This is a genomic window from Novosphingobium sp. BL-S-32, from assembly GCF_056857055.1.
This window is the reverse complement of the sequence record NZ_CM166477.1, coordinates 289,849-311,846: the sequence shown is the minus strand read 5'-3', so window position 1 is coordinate 311,846 and position 21,998 is coordinate 289,849. Positions and strand designations below refer to the sequence as shown.

Annotated in this window: 18 protein-coding genes; 9 read left to right on the top strand and 9 right to left on the bottom strand. The window is 64.4% G+C overall.

The features are described from left to right. Window positions 1-59 precede the first annotated feature (59 nt). Together AC1VVK_RS18260 and AC1VVK_RS18255 are read left to right on the top strand one after the other, a co-directional pair. The gene (locus tag AC1VVK_RS18260) at window positions 60-1,115 is read left to right on the top strand and encodes a serine hydrolase domain-containing protein (RefSeq protein ID WP_482906210.1); all 1,056 of its coding nucleotides are present in this window, start codon (window positions 60-62) and stop codon (window positions 1,113-1,115) included. A 180-nt stretch (window positions 1,116-1,295) separates the two neighbouring features. Further along, on the top strand, window positions 1,296-2,480 hold the full coding sequence (locus AC1VVK_RS18255) for a hypothetical protein (protein WP_482906209.1): 1,185 nt from the start codon (window positions 1,296-1,298) through the stop codon (window positions 2,478-2,480). Between the two features lie 1,422 nt (window positions 2,481-3,902). Here AC1VVK_RS18255 and AC1VVK_RS18250 read toward each other — a convergent pair. The 8 genes from AC1VVK_RS18250 to AC1VVK_RS18215 form a co-directional block, all read right to left on the bottom strand. Then, the gene (locus AC1VVK_RS18250) at window positions 3,903-5,183 is read right to left on the bottom strand and encodes a replication initiator protein A (protein WP_482906208.1); all 1,281 of its coding nucleotides are present in this window, start codon (window positions 5,181-5,183) and stop codon (window positions 3,903-3,905) included. A 583-nt stretch (window positions 5,184-5,766) separates the two neighbouring features. Beyond that, window positions 5,767-6,831 carry a ParB/RepB/Spo0J family partition protein gene (locus AC1VVK_RS18245; protein WP_482906207.1) on the bottom strand — a complete coding sequence of 355 codons (1,065 nt, stop codon included), beginning with the start codon at window positions 6,829-6,831 and terminating at the stop codon, window positions 5,767-5,769. 125 nt (window positions 6,832-6,956) lie between these two features. Further along, window positions 6,957-8,099: an AAA family ATPase gene (locus AC1VVK_RS18240; protein ID WP_243652783.1), complete on the bottom strand. Its 1,143-nt coding sequence runs from the start codon at window positions 8,097-8,099 to the stop codon at window positions 6,957-6,959. 642 nt (window positions 8,100-8,741) lie between these two features. Then, window positions 8,742-9,443: a GntR family transcriptional regulator gene (locus AC1VVK_RS18235; protein ID WP_482906206.1), complete on the bottom strand. Its 702-nt coding sequence runs from the start codon at window positions 9,441-9,443 to the stop codon at window positions 8,742-8,744. Beyond that, window positions 9,443-10,633: an alpha-hydroxy acid oxidase gene (locus tag AC1VVK_RS18230; RefSeq protein ID WP_482906205.1), complete on the bottom strand. Its 1,191-nt coding sequence runs from the start codon at window positions 10,631-10,633 to the stop codon at window positions 9,443-9,445. The genes AC1VVK_RS18235 and AC1VVK_RS18230 overlap by 1 nt, the downstream gene beginning before the upstream one ends. After that, window positions 10,633-11,943 carry an NtaA/DmoA family FMN-dependent monooxygenase gene (locus AC1VVK_RS18225; RefSeq protein WP_243652777.1) on the bottom strand — a complete coding sequence of 437 codons (1,311 nt, stop codon included), beginning with the start codon at window positions 11,941-11,943 and terminating at the stop codon, window positions 10,633-10,635. Before AC1VVK_RS18225 ends, AC1VVK_RS18230 begins: the two co-directional genes overlap by 1 nt. Before the next feature lie 170 nt (window positions 11,944-12,113). Next, complete coding sequence (locus AC1VVK_RS18220) at window positions 12,114-12,839, bottom strand: 4-carboxy-4-hydroxy-2-oxoadipate aldolase/oxaloacetate decarboxylase (protein ID WP_482906204.1); 726 nt, start codon at window positions 12,837-12,839, stop codon at window positions 12,114-12,116. After that, a complete protein-coding gene (locus AC1VVK_RS18215) occupies window positions 12,836-13,792 on the bottom strand; it encodes a hydroxyacid dehydrogenase (RefSeq protein WP_482906203.1) in 957 nt (318 codons plus the stop codon). Before AC1VVK_RS18215 ends, AC1VVK_RS18220 begins: the two co-directional genes overlap by 4 nt. Before the next feature lie 162 nt (window positions 13,793-13,954). On the opposite strand from AC1VVK_RS18215, the gene AC1VVK_RS18210 reads away from it, so the two are divergent. Next, window positions 13,955-14,878, top strand: a complete 924-nt coding sequence (locus AC1VVK_RS18210) for an SMP-30/gluconolactonase/LRE family protein (protein WP_482906202.1) — start codon at window positions 13,955-13,957, stop codon at window positions 14,876-14,878. A gap of 4 nt (window positions 14,879-14,882) precedes the next feature. On the opposite strand, the gene AC1VVK_RS18205 is transcribed toward AC1VVK_RS18210, so the two are convergent. Continuing rightward, a complete protein-coding gene (locus AC1VVK_RS18205) occupies window positions 14,883-15,881 on the bottom strand; it encodes a GSU2403 family nucleotidyltransferase fold protein (protein WP_482906201.1) in 999 nt (332 codons plus the stop codon). 158 nt (window positions 15,882-16,039) lie between these two features. Between AC1VVK_RS18205 and AC1VVK_RS18200 the strand changes: the two genes are divergently transcribed. From AC1VVK_RS18200 to AC1VVK_RS18175, 6 genes are all read left to right on the top strand, one after another. Beyond that, window positions 16,040-17,428 carry a hypothetical protein gene (locus tag AC1VVK_RS18200; RefSeq protein WP_482906200.1) on the top strand — a complete coding sequence of 463 codons (1,389 nt, stop codon included), beginning with the start codon at window positions 16,040-16,042 and terminating at the stop codon, window positions 17,426-17,428. Between the two features lie 11 nt (window positions 17,429-17,439). Then, window positions 17,440-18,918: an acyl-CoA reductase gene (locus AC1VVK_RS18195; RefSeq protein WP_482906199.1), complete on the top strand. Its 1,479-nt coding sequence runs from the start codon at window positions 17,440-17,442 to the stop codon at window positions 18,916-18,918. Between the two features lie 11 nt (window positions 18,919-18,929). Continuing rightward, the gene (locus AC1VVK_RS18190) at window positions 18,930-19,856 is read left to right on the top strand and encodes a LysR family transcriptional regulator (RefSeq protein WP_482906198.1); all 927 of its coding nucleotides are present in this window, start codon (window positions 18,930-18,932) and stop codon (window positions 19,854-19,856) included. Window positions 19,857-19,866: 10 nt separating this feature from the next. Continuing rightward, window positions 19,867-20,616, top strand: coding sequence for an SDR family NAD(P)-dependent oxidoreductase (locus tag AC1VVK_RS18185; protein ID WP_482906197.1), 750 nt, complete (start codon window positions 19,867-19,869; stop codon window positions 20,614-20,616). 49 nt (window positions 20,617-20,665) lie between these two features. Beyond that, a complete protein-coding gene (locus AC1VVK_RS18180; RefSeq protein ID WP_482906196.1) occupies window positions 20,666-21,298 on the top strand; it encodes a TetR/AcrR family transcriptional regulator in 633 nt (210 codons plus the stop codon). Between the two features lie 160 nt (window positions 21,299-21,458). After that, a complete protein-coding gene (locus AC1VVK_RS18175) occupies window positions 21,459-21,995 on the top strand; it encodes a hypothetical protein (protein WP_482906195.1) in 537 nt (178 codons plus the stop codon). Window positions 21,996-21,998: the final 3 nt, after the last annotated feature.

Sequence of the window (21,998 nt, the reverse complement as noted above, 5' to 3'; positions counted from 1 at the left end):
ACAATGTATCGGATCGCCCCTTATAAGCCGGACGCGAGAGAAATGTGCCGGAGGCGAGAATGCGAATTCGTTCAGGTATCAAGGTATTGCTTGCAGCATCCTCGATAGCAGCACTGATGGCTGTCGGTGCCGCGCCGGCATGGGCAAAGGCCGCGGACATACCCGAGGCGGCAGCCCCATCCGCCGCCATGACCCGGGTTCTCGACTATGTGCAGAGCCAGAACAGCACCGGATTTCTGGTAATCCAGGACGGCCGGGTTCTGGCCGAAAAGAACTGGCCCGCGCCCGAGGGAGACGCCCAATATGCGCTCTTCGTCTACGGACACGACACGCACGGCGCCTTGCTTGAAGACGTCGCCTCGCAGCAGAAGAGCTTCGTATCCGTACTTGTTGCCATCGCCGCGGACAAAGGGCTGCTGGACGTCTCCAGGCCGGTCTCGGATTACATTGGCAAAGGCTGGTCCAAAGCAACGCCCGAGCAGGAAGCTGCGATCCGCGTCATCGATGTGCTGACGATGAGTTCGGGCCTCAATGACCAGTTCGCCTACGCGGGGCCTGCCGGTACGACGTTCCACTACAACACCCCGGTCTATGCGATCACCAAGCGCGTGCTTGCAGCCGCAGCGAAGCAGCCGCTGGACATCATTACCCGCGATTGGCTGACAAGCCCGCTCGGCATGCAGGATACGACCTGGCGGAAACGCCCGGCAGCGCTCGCGAGCGTCGGCAACGATACCGGCCTCGTGACATCTCCGCGCGATACGGCGCTTTTCGGCCTGATGATCCTGAATGGCGGGCTGACAAAGGAGGGGAAGCGTGTGGTCTCACAAGCCGGTCTCCAGGCGATGTTCACGCCTTCCGGGACCAATCCGGCTTACGGCAAACTCTGGTGGCTCAACGGCAGCCGCTTCACGGTAAAGGCGCTGGCCGGCCGCATGGATGGTCCGCTGATCCCTGCCGCGCCGTCGGATCTCGTTGGAGCTCTCGGGGCTTTCGACCGGCGGCTCTATATCGTGCCCAGCAAGAAGCTCATCGTGGTGCGAACCGGCACGACCGCTCGCGATACCGATTTCGACCAGCAATTGTGGTTGCGGCTTACGCAGGCGATCGATTGATCCGATGAGCCTCGGCTAGCCGCTGACCTTTTGCTGGAAGAAGGTTTGCTGAGAGCGGACGCGGCGCTATAGCCTCATTTTTGTTATCGATAGTGTCCCGGCAATTGACATAAGGAGGTGTATAGCTATCTTCGAATAGCTATACAGAAACCACATCCTTTTGAATAAAAAGGGATTTGTTTGGATAAAATCCCCGAAAGCGCCGCAGATCGCGATGCTTTGACTCTTTCGGCGCTTTTCCTGGGTCGTATCCAGGGGGCAACCCGGTTGTTGCCGGAACCATGCTTGCGAGTGCTGGCAGCGCGCATCATTCGCGAAAGCCTCATCGCGGCCCTCCGGCAAGAGGGCCATTCCTTCACCGATCAGCGCTTCCACGAATGGTTCGCGGGTTTGAAGACGCTGAGCGATGATCCAGGGCACAATTTACGCCCTGCCAGGGCCATCTGCCAAGCCATATTGACGGAATTTTCCCACAGTTCGTGGCTACATCTCGCTGAGGCGGCGCAAAATTTGACGCGCGCGTTCATGGCGCCCGCCGACTTCATCCGCAGCGGCCACGAAGCGGTGCACGAAGATCTGAACACCGTGATAGCCGAAGCACGCCGTCTGCTCGCCGGCATGGATCCACTCGAAGACGAACTGCCGTTCTGGGCAGTCTCGGCGCTTTTCAAGGCTGTCCAGACTAATGTGTGCTTTGGGCTGCAAGAGGCGGGTCTGAAAATGATCCACGGCCCGGAGCGAAGCTTTGCCCACGAAGTCCGCGTGCCGGAGAATTCGCGCTGGGCACTCGACATCCTTGCCGGCGAGTTCCTCTCATCACCTCAGGGGCTGCCATTGGCCTTCCCGCTTCCGTCGCTGGTCCGGCTCTCTGCGCCTTGCGGCTTCCCCTATGAGGACGTGTCGGATCCCCTCACCCCTTCCCACTGTGACGACGCGCCGGCTGCTCTCCGGGATGCCTTGTGGCAGCTCGACCGTATGCTGGGCGAAGCCGCCGAGCAGGTTGATCTGATCCGCGAGCGATCAGGCGGCAGACGTTCCAGCGGACGCAGTACGCCGGTCCTGGAATTCCTCGCCGGGTTCGGCCCGCTGCGCAGTGCGCAGATTGAACAGCTTGTCGGCGCATCCCGGCTTGGCGTGCGGACCATTCTGACGGCGATTGCCGAAATGGGGCTGGTCGCTTCCGAGGCTTCGCATAATCGCACCTTCATGTATCGCTATGCCCCGTCTGCGCAGACCGTATCCGGTCAGAGTGAAGGGGCTGGCGAGTTTGCGTTCTCGCGTGATGCGCTCGATGAGTACGAGGCCTCGATGAACGCCATCGATGAAGTGCTCGGCCGCACGTCCGGCTCGGCCGACAAACCTTAGGACAGAAGTGCGGTCGCCATCCGGTTTGAATGGTGGCTCCTCCTGCCCGCGGCTCCTTCATCCAGGCCCGCTCCTCCCTACAGGCGAAGTGTCAGCCCGTAGCGCATCGGGCACAAGCGGCCGTGGTGAACAGGCGGAGGCGGATGCCCTGCGATGAGTCATTTTGGCCTCATGTGATGCCGAAATGCCATTTTCGCTGCGTTTTTGCCCAAAAAAAAGGCTCCCTCAGAGCCTCGTACAGAGCAAAGACGGGCATTCCCCGACCCAGAGTTCATCGCGAGCGCCACGGAGCTGTAAAGGGCCTCCAAGGGGAATTTGGCGCATTTCGGGTTTTGTTCGCACTGCTGCGCACAAAAAAAGGAGCTTGAGCGCTTTCTGCGAGTCCAAAATGCGCTCCCGGTCGTCCGAGTGGGTCTGCAGCGGCGATGGGGATTGGAAACGACCTTTGAGGCTTCCATGACGGCATGCGATCGATGATGGCGCAAGGGCGAAGGCGTTCCAGTTCCCTCATCGCGTTGTGGGCGCGGAGGTCATGTCATGGTCCGCGTACGATCGGCAGGGCACAAGTTTCAAGACGCTCGCAATGGAACGGGCGGCAGGCGAACGTGGTGCGATGAGCAGGCGGGGGATGTGAGGCCTACTTTTTTCAAGCCGCCGGCGCAGCGACAGGTACGCTTGGTCTCGCTGGGAAAAGGCAAACACGTTTGGCTCGTTTAGCGACTGGCCCGCTTCGTCCGCCCGAAAGAGCCTGGCCGTGTTCCGGGAGTGTCGCTAGCGGCGCGCGGCCGAGCGATGCTGACAGCATAACGTGAGGTTTGATTTGCAGCCGATATCAGGGGCTGGGCCGAAGAGCGTACGTTGAAACACGCGGTGCTTGGCCCAAGGCGATCAGAACCATCTGACGTTCCGGAGTTCAGCGGCCTCGCCGTCTGATTGAACCCGGGCGGCCAGCCCTATGTTTGGGCGGTTTTGCGCACGCTCGCCGTAAAGCGCCCTTCCCTCTGTCCCAAAAATACCGAAGCTTCCGGCAGTTAGAATCTCATTTAGGGATTCTGTTACAAGGTTACAGGCCCAGATTGCTCCCGAAAGCCACGGGACTCCGATGAGTCGCGAATTTGGGCTGTTCCCGAAAGGACGTGCATCCGTTCCTGGAGTGTCGAGGCAGGCGTTCCCGGAGTGTCGAAGGGGTGTTCCCGGAGTGTCGAAGGGTGGGGTTTTCCTGTTCCCGTAGTGTCGATGGACAGTGAAAAGCGCCCGGTTTGGGTGCGAGGTTGAATTACTTTGCGCGCATGCTTCGCAGAGAAGGTTCAAATCTCGGAAGCCGTCCCTTTCGAGTGAAGCGTCGCGGACATCGATCCAATCCTGACGCGACACTTCGGGAACGGCCCCCCTTCCCTCACCTGACCTGAATGCCGGGCCCGCTTATCCGCGCAGCGAGCGGCCGTTCTTTTCGTGATGGCGGCGGACCCAACCGACGAAGGCGCGCTGCCAATCGGCAGGCGTCCGTTCGGGGCTGGCCCCGATCCAGCGTTCGAAATCCGCGTGGAGTGCATGGAGATCCCAGCCCGGGCACTCGCGGCGCAGAAGCGTGATGGTCTCGTCGGTCATGAACCCGCGCGTTGCGGCATCGGACAGACCGACGATGGTGGTGCGGATGAGTTTGCGGGCATCCACCACGTCTTCGGGCGCGTTCCCGCCGGGAACGGCCTCAGCGGATGATGGCTGTGCGCGCTGGCTGTCATCAGTGCCGCTTGGCGAGGCGGCCCGTTTCCCCGGGGAAACCCGCTTGGCCGCGGCGACCTTGACCGTGGGATCGGCAGACCCTTCTTCCGCCGCGGCCTCGGGCAGCACCATTCCGGCGCCGCCCTTCCCGTCCACCCGGCGCATCCGCAGCATGGGCTCGCCGTCCTTCGCGGTCTCGACCGCAAGGGCATAGCCCGGCAGTTCGTCCTTCTCGGCGAGCTTGAGCATCTCGAACTTGAAGCGGCGATATTGCCCCTCGGCACCCGACTTTTCGAACAATACGGGCATCGAGATCGCGAAACCGGCCTCCCCTGCCCCGCCGGCATGCTTGCGCGCGACGCGGTAGAGCCAGCGTTCGCGGCCGCCGGTGATGTCGAAATAGGCGCGGTCGATCGAGAGCACGCCTCCCTTCATCATCACGCCTTCCCAGAACCAGTTGGACAGCTCGATCGTCATCCCGCGCGAGCGTTCGGTCCGCTCGTCGACCAGCTGGGTCCAGCCATCGAGCCAGGAGAATGTTGCCTCGCGGCGGTTCTCGGCACGGATATTGGTCTTGATCGTTGTCGAGACGAGCCGGTCGAGTGCCTGACCCAGCAGTTCGTAGGCCCGCCCGGTGGTGGGGCGGCCAATTGCGCGGAGCAGGTCGTAGGGCATGAGATGGAGTTTGCGCGGGACATCGTTGGCGCCGCGCCGCGACATGTCGGCAAGCATGCTGGCGCAGTAGATCAGGATGTCTGCATCCCAGATCGTCGCCATTCCGTAGTCCGGGTTGGCGCTGACATGGACCCAGAGCTTTCCATCCGGGCTGGTATAGTCGATCGGCTTGACGCGCTTCGATTTGGCCAAGCTGAAGAAGGGGCGTTCCATCATCTCGCGCTGATCGCGCAGCGGCATGTCTGCGACATAGGGCAGGAACATGTCGAATTGTTCTGAGGCCGTCTCCGGCTTTTGGCGGCTCATGTTCGGATTCCGACTGGCAAGTGGACGTGGCTTTGCATTCTTGAAGCTTCGCCGGTGGTCTGTTTCCCCAGGGAAACAGCGTCGCGGCGAATTTCGGTGATTCTCGCCATCATGACGGGCACGCAAAGCAAGGGCAAATCGGCGCCGCGCGTGCCTGTGAAGAACTCGCAAGGGCAAGGTGGATGTGAATGGACCGGATCCGTAGGCCGGTCACGACCGAAGACGCTAACGCGGGGGTGACGGGTGCGGGCTGCCGGTTGTGTTTCCCCGGGGAAACAGGGGCTCGGTGAGCATGCTGACATGCTGAACGGGCGCGGCAGGGCTCACAGGAGAGCAGTGGGCATCCGACTGCTTGCGGGATGAGAGAGATGGGAGAGGGGTGGCCGAGCACAGCTGCAGCGGTGCCGCTCGTTCACGGCGGTGGCACTTACGCCGGTAGTGTTTCCCCGGGGAAACAAGGAGCAGGGCAGGGGAAACGAAAAAAGGCGGGAGCTTTCGCCCCCGCCTTGTGTGATCACCCACCCGTAAACGTTTCAGATCGCCGCGCAGCCGATGGCCATGCAGCTTCTTCCTGCCGGTCAGGTCAGGGACGCAGGCCTTTGCCTTCGCCATCGAGCAAGTCGAGTAATTCGCGCACGGCATCGAGCACTTCATCGCGCGTCGCGCCCGAACCGGCATGAAGGCGCAGCGTTACGCCCTGGCGGTTGCTCGATTGCACCGAGGCCATGTGCCGACCGTGCCGCGAAAAGACCGACTTCGGTTCTGGACGAACACGATCGGCTTCGGGCGCGGCCAGCAGCGTCTTGATGACGTCGGCGGCAGGAACCGAAGGGCGCCCGCCATTGCGGCGGCTTGTCTGTTCACGGGCAAGCCGCTGGGCCTCCTTGCGGATCGCGGGAGACTTGGCGCTGTCGTCCAGTGCCTGCGCCAACGGATAGGCGGGCTTGAGCTGAACATCGGCAGGGGAGGCGAAAGCATCGAGGATGGCGTCCGGAATGGCCGCGACCTTGAGCATCTTTGACAGCCAGCCCTTGGAGAGCTTGAGCCGCTCGGCCATGCGCGTCATGTGGTTGCCGTAGTGCTGTTTGAGTGCCTCGGCATAATTGCGAGCGCGTTCGAGATCCGAAACGTCCTTGCGGGCGCGGTTCTCAAGATCGGCAAGCCGGAAAGCGGCCTCGTCGTCGAGCTGGACGACTTGCGCAACGAAATGCATCTCCGGATAGGAATGCGCACGCAGCCAGGCCACCGACCAGTGGCGGCGGGTACCGGCGATGACTTCGAAATCGTGGTCCGGGTCGCCATCGATGCGGCGGACCACGGCCGGGACTTTCTGACCGCCTTCGGCGATCATCGAATCGATCAGCTCGCGGCACGATTCCTCGGTGAGGTGGGTATAGCTGCGTGCATTGCCCGGCCAGGGGCGGACCCTGGCAGGATCGAGCAGAAGCTGCGTGACCTGCCGGACTTCGCCGCTGGCTACGCGGGCAAGCGCGCTTTCACGGCCGAGCAGCGTGGTGCCACGCGCGCGTTCGGCCCGCGGGACCACCGGAATGGCCGCGATATCCGTGGCTTCGGCTGCCGACGCGGTCGGTTCGATCTCTTCGTCGGAGAGCAGCGCGGCGAGATAGTCGGATTGCTTGCGGGCCATGGGCTTACCTCGAAGGACGCTCTGAGAGGGCAGGGGTATCGGAATTTAAAAAGAACAAATGGAAAACGCCGAACCTCGACGGCGTTCCCGAAAGAACGATGCCGTCGCGGTCCGGAAGGGCATGGTCAGCCATTGACCAGCAGCTCCTCGTCCACTTTCTGGCTGCGGCCCCAACCGGCGCGAACGAGCTGTTCGATCTGGCCCAGCGCCTCGTCGAGATTGGCGCGCGAGCGCTTGTGCGTACGCGCGGTGCCGATCGGCTTTTCCAGTTCGTAGACGGTCATCATGCGCATGGCGGCATGGCTGATCTCGGCGCTTTCGAGGATCGGGACCGGGAGCAGGGCAGGGCCGAAAGTCTGCTCCATGATCGTGCGGACCATCTCGTGGCTGGGATCGTTGCCGTCGAACTTCGAGCAGATCAGGCGAACGAACGAATAGTCGACCTCGATGCCGACACCGGTCAGCTGGTCGAGCACCTGGTCCATCATCGAAAGGAACTGCACGGTCGAGCAGAAGTCCGGCGTGGTGGCGGCAAGCGGCACCAGCAGGGCATTGGCCGCCTGCATCACGGCAAGGCTGATCGTGCCGAGCGCCGGCGGCGGATCGAGAATCACCACGTCGTAATGGCGCGAAAGATCCGTAAGTCCTTGCTTCAGCTTGCGGAAGCGCGCGGCCAGTACCGATTGCCCGTCGGAACCGGCAGCGGCGAGTTCGTACTCGACGTCGAACAGTTCAAGGTTCGAGGGGATCAGGTCGACATTGGGCCAGGGCGTGCGCTTGACCGCATAGAGCAAGTCGGCCTGGGTCGGGTCGATCGAGAGATAGGGGTAGAGCGTCTCTTCCCGCGTGATGTTGAAGTGCGGGTTGAAGCCGAACAGCGTGGTCGTGGTTGCCTGGCTGTCGCAGTCGACCACCAGCACCTTGTAGCCGTGCACCGCGAAATAGTGCGCAAGATGGGTGGTGACGGTAGATTTGCCGACGCCGCCCTTGAAATTCTGCACGGCGATCATCGCCGGAACGTCAAGCGGCGCGCGGGCCGGCGAGGCGCCGAGCACTTCGCGCATGTGCAGCATGTCCTCGATCGAGTAGCCGAGCCGGCGCCCGTTTTCCCCGGCGGGGGGAGGGGGCAGGCGGCCGTCGTCCTCTGCCATGCGGATACGGTTGGTGGAGCAGCCAAGCAGCTGCGCCGCTTCGGCGATTCCGGTGCGGACATTGAGTCCCTTGCGGCTTTCCGGCAGAAACGCCTTGCGCCGCAAGCGCTCGATCATCTTCTCTCCCGCCTCGGCAAGATCGCCAATCTGGGAAATGACGGCATTCGATTCGGCCACGCGGCACTCCATTGAAGCACTTTTGCGGGCAGGATAGGCAATTTCATTCATTTCGGCAATGGGATGGCCTATATTCCTGTTTGTAGTGCCACCCACCCCCTTTGAGACGCAATATCTTGGGGGCGGGCCTGTCTGGAGCCCTTTTTTCCAAACGGGCAGCAAGCTTGTTTGGCTGCCGTTCATTTGTTTGCCGGCGAATCATCGGAGGCGATTCAGGGCGGCGATTCGAGCCGGCGTTGTGCGTGGATACCGAACCGCCTCAAGGCCGAAAGCCCCCAACCTACGCCCGATGGCCGACTGCTTGAGGCCCACGAAGCGAGTGAGGGGTTCGCACCGTGCGGCGGCGTCTGGCTGGCGGTTGCGATCCCGCCCCAGCACGTCGTTTCGCAGGCCATATCTGCGTCGTTGGTGATCCGCGTCGGCCTCGTCAGCATCGGCTTCGTTGAAGCGGCGCACGGTGCCGGCGGGCAATTGTTGAGGAAGAAAGCGCGCGGCCGCACATCGAGGCGGGCGAACTGGTGCGGATGCTGGACGACCGGACGCTGCCGCCCGATCAGATTCCAATCGTTCAGGCCCCGGTTGTCAGCTTTCGTCCGCCGCCGTCTGCACCGACTGGAAGCGGTGGGCGTGGCGTTGCAGGCCGATGCGGGTGCGGCGGATATGGAGGATGAGCGCGGCCTGTGCGGTTTCAACCTCGCCCCGGATCACGGCATCGTAAAGCAACTGGTGCTCCACGTCATGCGTGCGGCTGCCGCTGGCGAAGGCAAGCTTCAGGTAAGCGCGGCGATAGCTCTGCGTGGTGTCCCAGACGCGCTCGACGATCTGCGCGAGAAGGGGGGTCTCGTGCCGCCGATAGGTGATCCAGTGAAACTCGCGGCCCAGCGCAATGGCCTCGTCAATGTCGGTGACTTGTTCGTTGCGCTCCATCACCCGCTTGAGATCGGCGAAATCGCCTTCGGTGAGGTGCGGCATGCTTTCGGCGAGCAGCAGCGGCTCGATCCGCTCGCGGATCTCGTAGGATACCTCAAGGTCGCGCAAGGACAGGCTGGCCACGCGCGCGCCGGTATTCGGGCGCATGACGACAAGGCCGCGCGCTTCCAGCATGCGCAGAGCATCGCGCACCGGGATGCGGCTCGTTTCCAGTTCAGCGGCCAGTTCGTCCTGCTTGATGCGCGCGCCGGGGGCGATCTCGCCCGCGAGAATACGCTCGGCAAGGATGTCGGCGATGCGCTGGCTGGCCGCTCCCGAGCTGGCCAAATTTGAACTGGAAGCAGGTAACGTCATCAGGTTCCTTCGAAGGCCGCTGACGGCTGCATAGCGCTCCTGCCCGAACCAAGGAAGCTTCTGTCCAGTTCATCGAGCCGGGTGATCCCCAACATGGCCATCGCCACGTCGATCTCGTTCGCGAGCAAGGCCAGCGCATGGGCCGCCCCGGCCTGTCCTGCGGCGGCGCAGCCGTAGAGCGTGGCGCGGCCGATCATCACCGCGTCAGCGCCAAGCGTGATGGCCTTGATGACATCGGCCCCGCGCCGCACGCCGCTGTCGAATAGCACGGTGGCGCGGCCGCCCACGGCGTCGACGATAGCTGGCAGGGCATCGATGGCGGGCGGCGAGGAATCGAAGTTGCGCCCCCCGTGATTGGATACGGCAATGCCGTCCACCCCGTGCTCGACCGCGCGGCGCGCGTCGTCCGGATGGAGCAGGCCCTTGACCACCAGCTTGCCCGGCCAGCGGCGGCGCAGTTCATCCATGTCCTTCCAGTCCACTGAGGCCGAATTGGTGACGCGCGCGACTTTGCCGGTGATGCGGCCGCCGACTTCGGCGGGATAGTTGGCGAACTGCGGCAGTCCGCCTTCCAGCATATAACGCCCCATGACCGAGGCGAGCCAGCCTGGGCGGCGCAGGAAATCGCTGACGAGGCGGGCGTTGGGCCGGACCGGGTTGGACATTCCGGCGCGGCGGTTGAATTCGCGCAGCGGCCAGACCGGGGTATCCACGGTCAGCACCAGCACGTCGGCGCCGTGCTTCCCGGCAGCTTCCACCACTTGCCACGAAAGCTCGCGCCGTTCCCACAAGTACATCTGCATCCAGTGGCCGGCACCGGCGACCTTGGCGATATCCGCAAAGCTGGTGGTCGAACTGGTGGTCTGGGTGAAGGGAATGCCCGCCGCGGCAGCGGCGCTGGCGATGGCGCGCTCGCCCCGGTGCCACATGAGGTCGGCAATGCCGGTCGGCGCAATCACCAGCGGCAGGGGCTGGCGGCGCCCGAACAGCACCGTTTCGGCCGAGCGCGCGGACACATCGCGCAAAGTGCGCGGCGTGAGGTGCAGCGATTGCAGGGCCGAGACATTGCGGCCGATCAGCAGATCGTCCTCGGTCCCGCGCTCCATGAACTCCCAGATCGCGCGCGGCAGCCGGCGCCGGGCAAGGGCGCGCAGCTGACCGATGTTGTGGGCCTTCTTCGCTATGGCCATCAGGTCAGGCCGAGGTTGGCGGCAAACGTCGTGCCTTCGTATTCGGTGCGGAAGACGCCGCGCTTTTGCAGGATCGGCACGACTTCATCGACGAAGTTGGTGACGGAAGACGCCATGACCGTGGGCGTCAGGTTGTAGCCATGGCAGCCAGTTTCGCGCCAGATCTGCTCCAGCTTGTCGGCCACTTGCTCGGGCGTGCCGACGATCTGCGGCATGCCGACCGAAAGGCCCCACTTGATCGCCACTTCGCGCAAGGTGAAGGGGCGGTCGCCCAGCACCGAGGTGAAGGCCTTCATCAGCCCCTGCGAGGCCTGCGTTGCCTGTTCCTGCATCGGCTGATCGAGTTCGATGCCGGAGAAATCGACGCCCATCGTGCCCGAAAGCCGGGCAAGGCAGCCGTCGAGCGGCAGGCGCTCGACCAGATCGTCAAGGTGGCGCTGCGCTTCCTCCTCGGTGCCGCCAAGGATCGGCTGCACGCCGAACAGCACGCCGGGCGCCTTGCGGCCGAGGCCGGTCGCGGCTTCCTGCAACTGGTTCATGTAGCGCTGCATGCCGGGCAGGTTGGGCTGGATTGCGAAGACCACGTCGCCATGCTCAAGGCCGAAGCGCAGGCCGCGCCCCGAGGTGCCCGCCTGGAACAGCACCGGGCGCTTCTGCGGCGAAGGCAGCACCGGGCCGACCGTCTGGCACTTGTGGAACTCGCCGTCGAAATCGACGAACTTCACCTTGGAAGGGTCGGCGTAGATCCCCGCCTCGCGGTCGGCGAGGACGGCGCCTTCGCCGATCGAATCCCACAGGCGGTAGCAGATCTCCATGTATTCGTCGGCGGCGTCGTAGCGGCGGTCGTGATCGAGCTGCTGGTGGCCGAGCGCGCGGTGCTCGCCGCGCAAGTGGCCGGTGACGATGTTCCAGCCGATGCGGCCGCCGGACAGGTAGTCCAGCGTGGAAAGCTGGCGCACGATCGACCACGGGCGGTAGGAACTGGTCGACATCGTGGTGGCAAGGCCGAGGTTCTCGGTCACGGCAGCAAGCGCGGAAAGCAGCACGACCGGATCGTGGTTGGGCCAGCAGATGCCGTACTTCACCGCGTCTTCATGGCTGTCGCGATAGCGGTCGAACACGCCGGGCGTATCGGCGAAGAACAGGCCGTCGAACTTGCCGCGCTCCAGCGTGCGGACGAGGTCCTGCCACGCCTTGAGATCGGCCATCGCGTCCAGCCGGTTGTCGCCGGGCGCGGCCCAGCTGAGCACGGTGTGATTGATCGGTGAATGGATCTGGAAGCTGACCAGATGCATCTGCTTGCCTGCCATTGTCTCTCTCCTGCTTCCTTCGCGATGCGCGGATTTCAGCCCGGCGCATGCAGTCTTTTTGTTTCCGGCCTGTTTTCAGGATGCGACCGGGCCAATGGGCGGAACTGTCGGCCCGGTCGCCCCTGCTGGACCGCCTTGCGGTCCCCTCCCCAGGTGCAGCTTTTACGTTCTTAAGACGCGGCGTCGTTGAAGGCGCCGTCGTGGATTTCGATGCCGAGGTCGGCAATGATCTTGTCCATGCCGAGGATCTCGAACAGCACTTCGCCTTCGCCGATGCGGCGGCGGAATTCGACTTCGGCGGCGGCGCGGGTCTCGGCCTTGGTGACGGTCTGTTCGATGAGTGCGCGCGGGATCACCAGCACGCCGTCGGAATCGCCGACGATGAGATCGCCGGGCTCGACCTGAACGCCGTCGGCGACGATCGGCACGTTGACGGCGGCCGGTCCGCGCTTCTTGGGATGCTCGACGGAGACGGCGGTGGACCAGACCGGGTAGCCAAGCTCGCGGATCGCATCGACATCGCGCATGGCGCCGTGGACGACGGTGCCGGCAAGGCCCTTCTGTTTCGCGTAGGTGCAGGCAACGTCACCCCAAAGTGCACCTTGGTGCCCGCCGCCATTGGTCAGGACCAGCACGTCTCCGGCCTCGGCAACCCAGAGCGCGGCATGAATGGCAAGGTTGTCGCCGGGGAAGTTCCACGCGGTGACGGCCGGGCCGCAGAGCTTCTGGCCGGGGGCGATGGGGACCATGGCGGGGCTCATCAGGCCCATGCGCCCGGCGATCTCGCCAAGGCCTTCGTGCAGGTCGGCCACACCGAACTTCGCGGCGCGGGCGACCAGCGCGGGATCGGGCCTGGGAATGCTGCGATAGATCACGGACTTGAGCGGGGCAGTCATGCGAAAATCTCCGGATTGAGCAGGGTTTCCGGCCGCTCACCACGGCTCACGAGCGCCACCACGCGGGCGACATTGAGCGCCATGTCGCGCATTCCGGCCTCGGTAACGCCGGCGACATGGGGTGAGAGCAGGCAATTGGGCAGGGCGAACAGCGGATTGTCGCGGGCGGGGGGCTCGGCCTCGAACACGTCGATGCCGGCGCCGGCGATCTGGCCCGCTCTCAGCGCGTCGGCGAGCGCGGCCTCGTTGACGATGCCGCCGCGCGAACAGTTCACCAGGATCGCGTGGGGGGACATCAGGCCCAGCTCCACAGTGTCGATCAGATTGCGCGTGCCTTCGGTCAGCGGGGTGTGGATCGAGATCACGTCGCGCCGCAGGATTTCCGCCAGCGGCAGCGGTTCCACCCCGGCAGCGCGGATGTCCTCATCGGGAACCACGGGATCGAAAGCGGCCACTTCCGCGCCGAAACCGGCACCGCAGATCTGTGCGACACAGCGGGCGATGCGGCCGAAGCCGATCAGGCCCACGCGCGCGCCGGTCAGGTCGCCAAGGCGGACGGCCCAGCGTTCGTCCCAGCGGCCATCGCGCACAAGTGTATCCATCTCGCGAGTCCGGCGCAGCAGCGCCAGCATCATCGAGACGGCCCCTTCGGCCACGGCGGTGGAATTGTTGCCGCCCGGCGTATTGGCCACCATGACCCCGCGCGCGGTGGCAGCGGCAATGTCGATATTGTCCACCCCGGCCCCGTGTTTCACGATGGCTTTCAGGCGCGGCATCGCGCCGAAAACCTCGGGCCCCAGCGGGCTGGTGCGGATGACGATCACACTGGTTTCGGCAAGGCGCGGGTCCTCCCGCCAGTTCGCCGGAGCGATGATATCGTGCGCCTGCTCCATCCGTTCGACGCCGAGCGGATGAATCGGATCGATAATGCATACGAGTTCACGGGAACTCATGGGGTTTTCGCCTCTCCAAGCCATTTATGTATACTTTTTTGTCTGATGGCTTGGTGAAGCCTCTTTTCAGAACGGTCAATGGGCAATAGGTCTTTCGCCAAGCAGGAGGCGTGCCCATCGGCGCAATGCCGTGGGAGCGATGCCCCGAAACAGGAGAGAGAGATGTTCGCTGCACCGCCCGCCGTCATGGCGGAATTGTTCTGCCGCATTCCCGACAAGTTCCGCCGTTTCGGCGAAAGCACCGAATGGGCGCGGGTGCAGCTGCACGGCGCGCCGGCCCCGGTATTCCTCGAAGGTCCGGTGTTCGACGCCGAGGGCAACCTGTGGGTGACGGACATTCCCTGGGGCCGCCTGTTCCGCATCTCGCCCGACGGCACTTGCGAACTGGGCTTCGAGTACGACGGCCAGCCCAACGGCATGAAGTTCCTGGCGGATGGGCGCCTGCTGGTGGCGGACCACCACAAGGGCATGGTGATCTGCGATCCTGCCACCGGCAAAGTGGAGACGTGGTTCGACCGCTATCTGCTGGAGCCGTTCCTCGGCTGCAACGATCTCACGATCGCCAGCAACGGCGATATCTACTTCACCGATCAGGGCCAGTCGGGCTGGCAGAATCCCAATGGCCGCCTGTTTCGCGTGCGCGCCGGAACGGACCGGCTCGAACTGCTGCTGAGCGGCATCCCCAGTCCCAACGGCCTCGTGCTTAACAAGGCGGAGACCGCGCTGTTCCTGGCCGTCACCCGCGCCAATGCGGTCTGGCGCTGCCCGCTTGTCGAAGACGGCGAGGTCGTGAGCAAGGTGGGGACCTATATCCAGATGTCCGGCGGCTCGGGTCCGGACGGCCTGACCATCGACGAGGATGACAATCTGGTCGTCTGCCACGTCGGCTTCGGCGCGGTCTGGCTGTTCAGCAACCGGGGCGAGCCGATGCTGCGGATCGACGTGCCCGAAGGCCGCCACACCACCAACGCGGCCTATGGCGGCCCGGACAACCGCTGGCTCTATTTCACCGAATCGAGCACCGGGACGGTCTATCGCACCGAGATGCCGGTTCCCGGCCGGCCGATCTATTCGGCCAGCATCTGAGACCTTACCAGTCCGGCGGGGCAGCTTGCGAGAGGCCCCGCCATTCTTCGAAGAACGGCGTCAGTTCGCCCGGAAGCGCGGCAACGAAGGCCTCGTCCAGCGGATAGTGCGGCATCGCTTCCGCCACCGCGTCGAGCAGGGCAAGGCCCTGCACCCGGTCCTTCGGCCGCTTGAGCGGATTGCGCTTGGCCTGCGCCGCCATCCAGAGCTTGTGGAGGGCAAACCAGCGCGGATCGGGCGCAACGATACGTGCCGGCGAGCCATCGCGGCAACCGATCACCTGATCGACCGGGCGCCCCAGCAGCAGCCATTCCTGCTCGGGCAGCGGCACCGGGCGCGGCTGGTCTCGTCCGCCCAATGTGGCCGCGCGCGACGGGGCCACCAGCAGTTCCACTTCGTAGGCCTTGGCATTGCGCGCCTGAAAATCGCGCTCGGCATTGACGGTGAACGTGGAATCGACCGCTTTCAGCATGTCCCACACGCGCCGCTCGTGCTCCTCGGCTTCCAGCGCGATCCACGCGAGGTCGAAGTCCTCGGTCTCGTCGGGCAGATCGATACGGCCATTGGCCTCGATCATGTAGGCGGCAATCGCATTGGTGCCGACGACCAGCAGGTGCGAACCCAGCAGGTCGCGCCGGTCACATTCGCGCAGGATCGGCCCTGCGTCGGAGGACAGCAGCGGCAGCCGCAGCGCGCGGTAGAGCGCCGCCGCTTCGGCAAGGGCCGGGCGCAGCGCGCGCACGCGCTCTTTCAGCGCCGCTTTTGCTTCATGATAGTCGGCAAACTGCGCTTCCCGTGCCGGCGTCATCGGCCCGAGGCTCTTGCCGTTGCCGCCCCGGTCGAAGATGCGGTAAAGGTATTCGTGGCCGTTTACCGTCTTGCGCCGCAGGTCGTAGGGCAGGGCGGCAAGGTCGCGCTCGGCATAGATCCATGTCTCGTAGCGCTGGCGCAAGTTGACCAGCAGGCGGGACTGCTCATCGGAGAAGGGGCGGACGCGGGCCATGGCTTTTTATCCCACAATTTATAGATATCGTCAATTTGTGGGATAATTGCGCCCAGCCATTCGAAAATCCTCTGGCTGCCAGAAAGGTTCGACAGGTTCCGGCGCGCAAGAGGCTTGCATAAGCTGCGGGCAAAGAAAAACCGGAAGAGGATTTGCCAATGTCGATCAGCCTGCTGCCGGACAATCCGGCCTCCTGGACCTATCGCCGTTTCGAGGACCTCTATGCGATCCCGCGCGAGGAGCGCGAGAAGCTGCAACTGGAAGCCGTGCGGATCAATTTTGCAAAATTGCGCAATCGGATCCCGGCCCTGAAGAAGCTCGCGGACCGGCAGGGCGTGGAGGCGATCGATCGGATCGAGGATATCCTGCCGGTCTGCTTCGATCACCGCGTGCTCAAGAACTATCCGATCCAGATCATCGAGAACCGCGATTTTGCAAAACTCACCGGCTGGCTGGACAAGCTGACCGCGCATGACCTCACCCGCGTCGATCTTACGGGCGTGACCACCATCGAGCAGTGGCTCGCCCGCCTCGAAGCCTATGGCATGCTGGTGACCTATTCGAGCGGGACGACCGGCAAGCTCTCTTTCGTGCCGCGTTCCTATGACGAGCTTGGCCCGTGGAAATTCCACTTCTTCAACGTCAACCGTGCGTCGAGCGGCGTCGATCCCTGGACCACCAAGCTGCCGACCTTCTTTCCCGGCTATCGCGGCGGCTATCAGACGATGCTCAAGATGATGAGCCTGTTCAATGTCGAGATGGCGGGCGGCGAGGCCAACTACCACACGCTTTACGACACCCACATCCCGGCCGACCTGATGGCGCTTTCCGGACGCCTGCAGGCCGCCGAAGACCGGGGCGAGGTGATGAGCCTCGGCCTCGATCCGGCATTGCTCGATCAGCGCGAGGCGATGATGCGGCAGGGCCGCACGCGCGAGGCGGACATGGAGTCGTGGTTCGGCAAGCTGATCCACGACTTCCGGGGCCAGCGCGTGAAGATCGGCGGCACCTTCGCGGACCTCTACCGCGTGGCCCGCGCCGGGCTCGACAAGGGGATGACCTGTCAGTTCGCAGCGGGCTCCATCGTCGAGGGCGGCGGCGGCATGAAGGGGTACAAGGATGCCCCCGCTGACTGGGAAGAACAGGTGAAGGCCTTCTTCGGGGTCGCGCGGCTGGGCAACCAGTACGGCTTTTCCGAATGCATCGGCAATGCGCCGATGTGTTCGCACGGATACTTCCACTTCCTGCCATACACCGTGCCCTTGCTGATGGACGGCGAAGGGCGCGCGCTGCCACGCGAAGGTGTCCAGAAGGGCCGGCTCGCGCTCGTCGACCCGATCCCCACGTCCTATTGGGGCGGCTTCACGTCGGGCGATGAAGTGACGATCCATTGGGAGGAGGACTGCCCCTGCGGTTGGGGCGGTCCGCGCGCCGCCAAGACGATCCGCCGCTTTGCCGAGAACGAGGGCGGGGATGACAAGATCACCTGCGCCGGATCGCAGGCGGCCTACAACGAGTTCATGGAATTCGTGGCGGGAGAGGCGTGATGGAACCGTTCATGGCTGACGCTCTCGACATCCCGATCATCGCGCGGGGCCGGGTCATCATGCCGGGCGAGGACGCGGTGCTGTTCAAAGGGCGGGGAGGCGCGGATTTCCGGCAGGCCGATCCGCATAGGCACATCCACGACCTTGTGCTTGGCGATACGGCGCGGCTGCGCGACCTGCACGATACGCCGATCCGTGAGATCATCGACCTCTTGGCAGAACTGGGCAAGCGCCTGCGGCTGGAGGACAACGAACTGCTCCAGCAGAGTTTTGCCCTCGCCCTGAAAGCAGGCGGGCTGGCCGAACCGATCCTGCGCGGCGTTTATGATGCGCTGCCTGCGATGTTCGATGCGGCGATGATGACGGGGCTCGCGGACAAGACCATCGGGCTCGATCATCTCGACGGCTGGGTGCCGGGGCAGGGCGACTATGCCAATGTCAGCATCCGCGCGGTGGGCACGCGGCAATTGCACATCACGGCGGGAAACGTGCCGGTGGTGGCAGCGATGACGGTGGCGCGCGCGGGGCTCACCAAGTCCGACATTCTCATCAAGTCGCCGTCCAACGATCCGCTCACGGCCAATGCCATCGCCCGCACGCTGATCGGTCTGGCGCCCGATCATCCGGTGACGAAGCATATCGCCGTCGCCTACTGGAAGGGCGGAGAGGAATTCATGGACTCGCAGATCGTGCGCACCAGCCGCATCGACAAGATCACCGCCTGGGGCGGGATGAGTTCGGTGCGCCACATCCAGAAGTTTCTCCAGCCCGGCATCGACCTGACCGCGCTCAATCCGAAATATTCGATGTCGATGGTGGGCCGCGAGACGTTCCAGAGCGATGCCGCGATGGACGAGGCGGCGGTGGGGCTGGCGACTTTGGCGGGGTTCTACAACCAAACCGCATGCGCCAATACGCGCATCGTCTATGTCGAAAGCGATTGCGATGAGGCGTCGCTGGAGAGGGTGATCGATCTCGGCCGCCGCATGGTCGCGGCCTATGACCGGCTGCCGCCGCTGCTTTCGGTGCCGTTCACGGTGCCGAACCGCGAACTGGAAGCCGAATTGGCGGCCGCCGCGCTGGAGGACGATTTCTACCACGTAGAGGGCGACACGCTGAAAGGCGGCTTCGTCGTTTCGAAGTTCAACGACCGCGTCGAATTCTACGACAAGCTCTCCAATCGCGTGGTCAACTTCGTGCCGGTCGACAACCTAACGGACGTGCTCAAGTGGTGCGACGATACTACCCAGACCGTCGGCATTTACCCCGAGACCATCCGTTCGCGCCTCTTGGATCTGTTCGCCTTGGCGGGCGTGCAGCGGCTGGTTTCGCTGTCGGGCGGCGATCCGATGACAGTCTACGCCAATTCGCACCACATGCCGCCCGGCTCGCCGCACGACGGGATCGAGCCGATGCGCCGATCGGTGCGCTGGGTGGTGGACATGCGACCTGCTCCGGACGGTGTGGCGCTCGGCCTCGCGGCGGAATAGCATCCGCGTTCATGGACACCGCACACCTCAAGGCCTTCCTCAAGATCGCGGAAAGCGCATCGATCAGCCGCGCCGCGGAATCGCTGGGCATTGCGCAGCCCTCGCTCAGCCAGCAGCTTCTGCGGCTTGAGGATGAGATCGGCTTTTCCCTGTTCGAGCGCACCGCGCGCGGAGTGACGCTGACCGAGGCGGGTCATGTCTTTCGCGAACGCGCGCGACAGATCCTCCATGCGACCGAGCAGGCTGTTGCCGATGCCCGCCATTTGCGCGCCGATGCGCGCGGCCAGGTGGTTCTGGCGATGCCGCCCTCGCTGATGCGCGTGGTGGGTGCGCGCCTCGTTGAGGAACTGGCGCGACAGGCGCCCTCGGTTCGGCTGCGGCTGGTGGAGGCCTATTCCGGCGCGGCGCGCGGCTGGCTGGAAACGGAGAAGGTCGACCTGGGCGTTCTCTACGAGGTCCATCCGCTGCGCCACCTCGCCACACGCACTTTGGCGAGCGAGGAACTGGTTCTGGCGGGGCCATCCGGCCGGTTTGCGGCCGATGCGAAAGTCGAAATTGCTGCACTGGCCGCCGAGCCACTGGTACTGCCCGGGCCGCAGCATGGCTTGCGGCAATTGCTCGATCGCGACGCGGCGAGGCTGGGTCTGACATTGCAGATCGCGCATGAGATCGACTCTCTTGATACGACGATCTCGCTGGTGGAGCACGCGGCGGCGCTGACCGTCCTGCCGCTTTGTGCTGCGGCGGGCGCGAGAGAGAAGGGCCGGATCAGCACCGCGTCCATCGGCGATCCGCCCTTGCGCCGGACGCTGACGCTCGCCCGCAACCCCTCGCATGTGCTCACCCATGCCTCGATCATGGTCGAGGGCTTGTTGTGCCGCGTGATGGCCGATTGCGCGGCGGCGGGGCTTTGGCGAACCGATGTGAACGGTGAATGATAGGGAGTGAATGATGGGTGAGGGCGTTCTGGCCGGCAAAGTTGCGCTGGTCACGGGAGCGGGACGCGGCATCGGCCGCGCCATCGCGCTGCGACTGGCACAGGACGGCGCCCGGCTGGTCGTCCATTATAGCGGCAGCGAGCAGGGCGCACTGGAGACTGCAAAGATGATCCGCGATGCCGGCAGCGAGACCATGACTGTCCGCGCCGACATTGCGCGGCGCGATGAGGTGCGGGCGCTGTTCGAGGCGATCGATGAGGGGTTCGGACGGCTCGACGTGGTGGTCAACAGCGCGGGCGTGAGCGGCGGCGGTTCGCTGGCGGATCTCGATGACGAACAGCTTGAATGGATGCTGGGCGTCAATTTGCGCGGGCCGCTCTACGTCGCCTCGGAAGCGGCGCGGCGGCTGGGCGAGGGCGGCCGTATCGTCAATCTCTCCTCCAGTCTCGGTGAGTTTCCCATGGCGGGATCAGGCGTCTATTCGGCCACCAAGGTCGCGATCAAGAGTCTGACCGAAAGCTGGGCAAAGGAACTCGGCCGCAAGGGCGTGACGGTGAACACCGTGATCCCCGGCGCCACCGCGCCGGGCATGATGGACAAGGCGCCCGAGGCCACGCGCGCCTTCTTCGAGAACGCCTCTCCCTTCGGCCGGATCGGTACGGCGGGCGAGATCGCAGACGTGGTGGCGTTCCTTGCCAGCCCTCAGGCAAGCTGGGTTTCGGGGGCGCATATCATGGCGAACGGGGCCGCGAACACCTGACGTGATTTAACAATTAGACGCTGTTAAATTGGCGCGGTATATCGCCGCCATGGGCAGACGATCGGACCACACCCGCGACGAACTGGAAGCGCTGATCCTCGATGCGGCGCAGCAGTTGATGGAGGAAGTCGGCTTTGCCCGCTTCTCCGCGCGCGAGGTGGCCAAGCGCATCGGTTATTCGGTGGGCACGGTGATGCACGTCTTCGGCAGCGTCGATGCGCTGGTGCTGGAGATCAATACGCGCACGTTCATCCTCTGGGCGCAGTGGCTGGAGGAGCGGCTCGCGGCCGCGCAGGGGAGCGAGCGCATTCGCGCGCTGGTCGAAGGCTATTTCGATTTCGCCTCGCAGCGCCGTAATCTCTGGTCGGCGATCTACGAGCACCGCCTGCCCGAGACGATGGTCATGCCCGAGGATCTGGCGCGGCGGCGCAGTGGGCTGATGGCTATCGTCGAGCGCGAAGTCGCCATTGTCCTGCCGGAAGTGCAGCACGGAGAGGCGGCCCGCCTTTCGCGCTCGCTGGTGGCGACGGTCCACGGTCATTGCAGTTTCGCGCTTGGCGGGAGCTTCGCGCTGATGGGCGAGACGGAGCCGCTGGCCATGGCGATGGCGCGCGTCGTCGAAGTCCTGCGCGCACATGGCGCTGATCTCGACAGCGAGGATGCAGGCGGTCTCGCAGCCTGAATTTCATCCGGATCCGAAGTTCCAGAAGTGGTGATTGCCACCCATGTCACTTTACCAGAGGCTTTGGGTAAAGTGACACAGATGGAAAAAGTGACGGAAATTCGCGCTCTCATGCAGATTGTGGATTCCCACGGATTCGCACTTGTGCTTGATTCGTTCCATGTTGGAACTCCCGCTCAGCCGCCCGCCCGCCCCTGAACGCGGGCTCGACATGCCGGGGATCATGCGCACGATCGCCGTTCACTCGGCGCGGCCGCGCTATACCTTCATGGTACTGGACCTCATCGCCCGCGTCGCTGGCCGGGGCGGAGCGGCCGGGCCGCTCGTGCGCGACGGCGAACAGCTGGTGCCGATCCGCGAATGGTTGTCGGCCGCCATCGCGCCGAGTGCCGCGCGCCACCATTACCGCAAGGCAACTGTCGAGGCGGTGCGCCGCGGCATGGCCGAGCGCGGCCTGCTGCCCCCGGATGCGGCGCAGGCTCAGCAACTCGTCGACATGGAAGTTGCCGACCGCGTGCGCATCTCGGGCATGACCGCCGTCAGCCGCGCGGTTTCCGAACTTGTGAAGGCCGGTCTCGTGACCCGCCACTATCAGGGCTTCCGCGTCGACCATCACAATCGCGGCGCCCAGCGCCACGCCGTCTATACCGTGCCGGCGCAGGTCCTTGCTGCGCTGGCACGGGGACAAGTGGCCTGAGGT

Coding starts and splice junctions, on each gene's coding strand:
- AC1VVK_RS18260 (WP_482906210.1), top strand. CDS start 60: ATGCGAATTCGTTCAGGTATCAAGGTATTGCTTGCAGCATCCTCGATA.
- AC1VVK_RS18250 (WP_482906208.1), bottom strand. CDS start 5,183: ATGAGCCGCCAAAAGCCGGAGACGGCCTCAGAACAATTCGACATGTTC.
- AC1VVK_RS18245 (WP_482906207.1), bottom strand. CDS start 6,831: ATGGCCCGCAAGCAATCCGACTATCTCGCCGCGCTGCTCTCCGACGAA.
- AC1VVK_RS18240 (WP_243652783.1), bottom strand. CDS start 8,099: ATGATCGAGCGCTTGCGGCGCAAGGCGTTTCTGCCGGAAAGCCGCAAG.
- AC1VVK_RS18235 (WP_482906206.1), bottom strand. CDS start 9,443: ATGACGTTACCTGCTTCCAGTTCAAATTTGGCCAGCTCGGGAGCGGCC.
- AC1VVK_RS18230 (WP_482906205.1), bottom strand. CDS start 10,633: ATGGCCATAGCGAAGAAGGCCCACAACATCGGTCAGCTGCGCGCCCTT.
- AC1VVK_RS18225 (WP_243652777.1), bottom strand. CDS start 11,943: ATGGCAGGCAAGCAGATGCATCTGGTCAGCTTCCAGATCCATTCACCG.
- AC1VVK_RS18220 (WP_482906204.1), bottom strand. CDS start 12,839: ATGACTGCCCCGCTCAAGTCCGTGATCTATCGCAGCATTCCCAGGCCC.
- AC1VVK_RS18215 (WP_482906203.1), bottom strand. CDS start 13,792: ATGAGTTCCCGTGAACTCGTATGCATTATCGATCCGATTCATCCGCTC.
- AC1VVK_RS18210 (WP_482906202.1), top strand. CDS start 13,955: ATGTTCGCTGCACCGCCCGCCGTCATGGCGGAATTGTTCTGCCGCATT.
- AC1VVK_RS18205 (WP_482906201.1), bottom strand. CDS start 15,881: ATGGCCCGCGTCCGCCCCTTCTCCGATGAGCAGTCCCGCCTGCTGGTC.
- AC1VVK_RS18200 (WP_482906200.1), top strand. CDS start 16,040: ATGTCGATCAGCCTGCTGCCGGACAATCCGGCCTCCTGGACCTATCGC.
- AC1VVK_RS18195 (WP_482906199.1), top strand. CDS start 17,440: ATGGCTGACGCTCTCGACATCCCGATCATCGCGCGGGGCCGGGTCATC.
- AC1VVK_RS18190 (WP_482906198.1), top strand. CDS start 18,930: ATGGACACCGCACACCTCAAGGCCTTCCTCAAGATCGCGGAAAGCGCA.
- AC1VVK_RS18185 (WP_482906197.1), top strand. CDS start 19,867: ATGATGGGTGAGGGCGTTCTGGCCGGCAAAGTTGCGCTGGTCACGGGA.
- AC1VVK_RS18180 (WP_482906196.1), top strand. CDS start 20,666: ATGGGCAGACGATCGGACCACACCCGCGACGAACTGGAAGCGCTGATC.
- AC1VVK_RS18175 (WP_482906195.1), top strand. CDS start 21,459: ATGTTGGAACTCCCGCTCAGCCGCCCGCCCGCCCCTGAACGCGGGCTC.